This is a genomic window from Mesorhizobium sp. M7A.F.Ca.CA.002.15.2.1, assembly GCF_003998715.1.
Taxonomy (GTDB): Bacteria; Pseudomonadota; Alphaproteobacteria; order Rhizobiales; family Rhizobiaceae; genus Mesorhizobium; species Mesorhizobium ciceri.
In genome coordinates, this window is the sequence record NZ_RZPI01001091.1 from 1 (window position 1) to 1,037 (window position 1,037).

At 62.4% G+C, this 1,037-nt stretch carries 1 protein-coding gene; it reads right to left on the bottom strand.

Annotated features, from left to right (window positions below; all coding sequences use genetic code 11):
- A partial coding sequence (locus ENZ74_RS32850) for an IS481 family transposase (RefSeq protein WP_095770220.1) occupies positions 1–949 on the bottom strand: 949 nt, incomplete at its 3' end.
- Positions 950–1,037: the final 88 nt, after the last annotated feature.

Consider the following 1,037-nt stretch of genomic DNA (forward strand, 5'->3'; position numbering starts at 1 on the left):
TGTGGAGCTTCAACAGGTTGTCCTCGATCAGGGCGAGGCGACTGATAGGCGTTTTTGACTTTAGGCTGCCATGTGGACGATGCCAATTGTATCTGTGCAGCCAGACAGGCAGTTCGGCGGCACGATGATCGGATGTCGGATAGGCAATGGCGTAGGCCCATTCGCGCAGTGCTGTCTGGATGAAGCGCTCGGCCTTGCCATTGGTCTTGGGCGTATAGGGTCTTGTCGTGACGTGCTTGAGGCCGAGATCGCGGCAGGCCTTGGCGAAGGCCTTTGATCTGTAGCAGGAGCCGTTGTCGGTCATGACGCGGGCTATCGTGACGCCGAGGCTGGCGTAATAGGCGACCGCGGCCTTGAGGAAGGCGATGGCGCACTCCTTTTTCTCGTCGGGCAGGATTTGCGAGAAGGCGATGCGGGACGCGTCGTCGATGCAGACATGGACGAACTCCCAGCCGGCGCCGCGCGACTTGCCCTTTTGCGGATCGCCGGTGATACGATGGCCGACTTGGCTGAAGCGGCCGAGCTTCTTGATGTCGATATGGATCATCTCGCCGGGATGCTCCCGCTCGTAGCGCCGGACCGGTTCGGCCGGCTCGATATCCCTGAGCCGCGACAGCCCGGCACGCTTGAGAACCCGGCTGACGGTGGCGGGCGAGACGCCGACCTCATGGGCGATGTGCTTGCCGGTCAGCCGCTGGCGACGCAAGGCTGCGATGCGCTCGGCCACGGACTGTTCGGTCAGGCTCGGCATGACGGTGGGCCGCGACGAGCGGTCGACCATGCCGGCCCGCCCTTTGGTCTTATAGCGCTCGACCCAGCGCGCCACGATCTTGGCCGACACGCCATAGACGCGCGCCGCATGGGCTTTGGAAAAAGCGCCTTCTATCACCGATAACGCCATCTCCTCTCGACGCAGCGGTGTGAGACGGGCATTCTTGTGGATGTTCATTCGGACCCTCCGATGGATGCTGAAGCGTGGTAACTCCAGTCTCCTCGGTCCGGTCCGAATGGACAACCTCTCGAAAGCTCACACCTAG